This is a genomic window from Hansschlegelia beijingensis, assembly GCF_045505405.1.
Lineage (GTDB): Bacteria > Pseudomonadota > Alphaproteobacteria > Rhizobiales > Methylopilaceae > Methylopila > Methylopila beijingensis_A.
This window is the reverse complement of the sequence record NZ_JBJKEX010000393.1, coordinates 1-2707: the sequence shown is the minus strand read 5'-3', so window position 1 is coordinate 2707 and position 2707 is coordinate 1. Positions and strand designations below refer to the sequence as shown.

Below are 2707 nucleotides of genomic sequence, written 5' to 3'. Positions count from 1 at the left end.
GCGCCGACGGCATGACATGGACCACGTCCGCCCCGAGATCGCGCAGCGCCGCCCCATGGTCCCGCCCCGCCGACCCCGCCGGACAGTAAAGGATCGCGGTCCGGCCAAGCGCCTCCCGCGCCCCGCCAAACGCCTCGATCACCGCAAGAGCACCCTCGCCCTCCGTAGCCACAAGATGACGCAAAGCCGACCCGTCAACCCGCAACCCACCATAAACCGGACGGCTCTTTATCTCTGAAAGCTGCATGTCGAAGAGGCTCTGGGCTGGACAAGAAAAAGCCCCGGCGCGTTTGCGCGCCGGGGCCGGGACTGTTCGTCAGAGTTGGAAGACGGCGTTCGCGATCAGGACCACCGCGACGCCCGCGAGGAGCGTGAGGTAGGGCAGCATGCCCGCCCTCCGGGAGGCGGTGAGGCCCTCCGACCCGATCTGCAGATCGTCGAGCATCTGCTGCGGGAACTTGCCCTTGTCCTGCACATAATGCCTGAAGAAGAACACCGGGATGATCATGGCGGCCGTGATCAGGCCGGCCCACAGCGCCATCGGGTTCCAGACCTTCGCGCCGGCCCCCATGAAGATGGCGTTGACGAAGGCGAACACGGCGCCGAGCCCGATGATGAAGGCGGGCGCCTTGTAGGGCCGCGGGATGTGGCCGCTGTCGATGCGATGGATCCATCCCGAGTTCAGGTTCAGGAAGTTGAAGATGATGTAGCCGCAGTTCGACACCGCGAGGATGAAGAAGAACGACGTGGCGTCCGCGCAGGCGATCGCGAGCAGGAGCAGGTTCACGCCGAGGTCCGTCCACATGGCGTTGGTGGGCGCGCCATGATGGTTGACGTAGGACAGGTAGCGCGGGAGCCAGCCGTCGACCGAGCCCTGGTACAGCGTGCGCGAGGAGCCCGCCATGGCGGTCATCAGGCACAGCATGAGCGCCAGGATCATCAGCATGACCAGGGCGTTCTCGATGATCGGGCCGCCGCCGACCATGTGGGCGAGCGCCGCCGCCACGCCGGAGCCGTCGACGATGGGCGTCTCGAGCATGCCCGTCAGGCCGAGCTCGCTCTGGAAGGTGAAGGGCACGATCACGAAGATCGCGATGCAGAGCAGGCCCGAGAAGAAGATCGCCTTGAAGGTGTCGCGGGCCGGATCCTTGAATTCGCTCGTGTAGCAGATCGCGGTCTCGAAGCCGTAGGTCGACCAGGCGGCGATGAACATGCCGCCGAGCACCAGCGTCCAGCCCGGGATGTTCCACGCGCCGGGCTCCGGCTTGTAGGCTTCGGCGATCGGCACGAAGGGCTGGAAGTTCGCCCAGTTGACGCCGTGCTGCAGCAGCGGCGCCACGCCGACGATGATGAGCGGCACCAGCACCAGCACGCCGACGATCCGCTGCACGCGCGCGGTGCCCAGGATGCCGCGATGCTGGACCGCGAAGGTGCCGAGCATCAGGGCGGCGCCGATGAAGAAGGCCGAGTTCAGCGAGAACGACACCGGACCGAGCGTGCCGGAGAACAGCGTCCATCCGGCGAGGCCCGGAGTGACCGGAGCGATGGCCGTCAGGATGTAGCCGGCGGCGATCGAACAGCCGAGCGAGAGCACCGGCGACCAGGCGAACCAGTTGCACCACACCGAGAGCGGCGCGATCGGCTTGGCGTAGCGCACCCAGGCGGCTGCGCCGTAGATCGAGGCGCCGCCGGACTTGTTGGGGAACAGGCCGGCGATCTCGGCGTATACGAAGGACTGCAGGAAGCCCATCATCATCGAGGCCGCCCAGATCGCGAAAGCGGGCGTGCCGGTGGTGCCCGCGATGCCGCCGATCGAGAACAGCACGAGCGGCGGCACGCCGCTCGCCACCCAGAACGCGCCAGTCCAGGAAATGCTTCGCCGCAGATGATGCGTGTCGGCGGCTGAGACTGGCGTCTCAGTCATTGCTATCGTCATGGATCGTTCCCCGTGCCCCTGAAGTGCGCGCCGTCAGCCGGCGCCGGCCGCTCCGGGGCGCCGATCCGCGCGAGTCGCCTCTGCGAGGACCAGCGTCATTTCCGGAGTATGCGTCACTGTTCGATGGGAACGGCAGGAACCGACTTCCTCTTCGGCGATCTCTGCAAACGCAGACCCGTCCGACGTCGAAGCGCTCCGTCAGCCTGGAAGAGGAAAGACTTCATCCACCACCTGCGCGACCCAGAACGGGATCATGCCGCAGATTTGATCCGTGTCAAAAGTTTTTCCCGTGGGGAAAAATCTTGCCGTGCGTCGGCGACGTGAAGGTCTTCCACCGTCACATTTTTGCGCGGACAGCGTCGATCCGCGCGCTTCTGTAGGCGTCCGGGAGCGACAGCGCCCAGACGAGAAAGCCGCCGGCGTGTCGGCCGATGACATCGGCGTCCGGGGCGGCGAACTTCGTCGTCAGCCAGCCGAGCACGAAGGTGAAGAACGCGAAGCCTAGCCCGCGCGCCGCGCGTCCGATCATGACATGCCCCATGCCGGGCAGGACGGCCGCGACAAGTAGAACCAGCCGCGGATCAGGCGGCGCGCGAAGTCTCATCGGCTTGTTCCTTTGACTGGCGGGACTCCATGACCGCGAGCGCGGCCGAGATCGCGAGGTCGAGCGCGCGGGCCGCCTCGGCGGGCTCGGCGCGGGCATTCTCGAACCGCGAGTCCCGGAACAGCAGATAGGCGCCTCGCTCGCCCTGCCGGAGCCGGCGCACGACG

Annotated in this window: 3 protein-coding genes and 1 pseudogene; all 4 read right to left on the bottom strand. The window is 66.8% G+C overall.

Going from position 1 to position 2707, the window contains the following annotated elements:
* A pseudogene (locus ACIKT0_RS16585) lies at positions 1–247 on the bottom strand (dimethylamine monooxygenase subunit DmmA family protein); the annotation flags it as partial.
* A 69-nt stretch (positions 248–316) separates the two neighbouring features.
* On the bottom strand, positions 317–1936 hold the full coding sequence (locus tag ACIKT0_RS16580; protein WP_407106485.1) for a trimethylamine N-oxide permease: 1620 nt from the start codon (positions 1934–1936) through the stop codon (positions 317–319).
* Between the two features lie 337 nt (positions 1937–2273).
* On the bottom strand, positions 2274–2540 hold the full coding sequence (locus tag ACIKT0_RS16575) for a hypothetical protein (protein WP_407106484.1): 267 nt from the start codon (positions 2538–2540) through the stop codon (positions 2274–2276).
* Positions 2518–2707: hypothetical protein (locus ACIKT0_RS16570; protein WP_407106483.1), on the bottom strand; the 190-nt coding region annotated here is incomplete at its 5' end. The genes ACIKT0_RS16570 and ACIKT0_RS16575, both read right to left, overlap by 23 nt.

Excerpts from the sequence above, each read along its gene's own strand:
- ACIKT0_RS16575 (WP_407106484.1), bottom strand. The coding sequence starts at position 2,540 with ATGAGACTTCGCGCGCCGCCTGATCCGCGGCTGGTTCTACTTGTCGCG.
- ACIKT0_RS16580 (WP_407106485.1), bottom strand. The coding sequence starts at position 1,936 with ATGACGATAGCAATGACTGAGACGCCAGTCTCAGCCGCCGACACGCAT.